The 282-nt window shown below is 57.8% G+C and carries 1 rRNA gene; it reads left to right on the plus strand.

Features of this window, described 5'->3' with window-relative positions:
* Window positions 1–282 (plus strand): 23S ribosomal RNA (locus ACSNOG_RS33170); the annotation flags it as partial.

Here is a 282-nt window from a genome sequence, read left to right on the forward strand (position 1 = left end):
GTGGCGAGCGAAACCGGATGAGGCCAAACCGTATGCGTGTGATACCCGGCAGGGGTTGCGTATACGGGGTTGTGGGAGTTCTCTTGATCAGTCTGCCGGCTGGTCGGCGAGTCAGAAACCGTATGGATAGGCGAAGGACATGCGAAAGGTCCGGCGTAGAGGGTAAGACCCCCGTAGCTGAAATCTGTACGGCTCGCTTGAGAACCACCCAAGTAGCACGGGGCCCGAGAAATCCCGTGTGAATCTGGCGGGACCACCCGTTAAGCCTAAATATTCCCTGGT

The organism is Streptomyces sp. URMC 124, assembly GCF_051386455.1.
GTDB lineage: Bacteria > Actinomycetota > Actinomycetes > Streptomycetales > Streptomycetaceae > Streptomyces.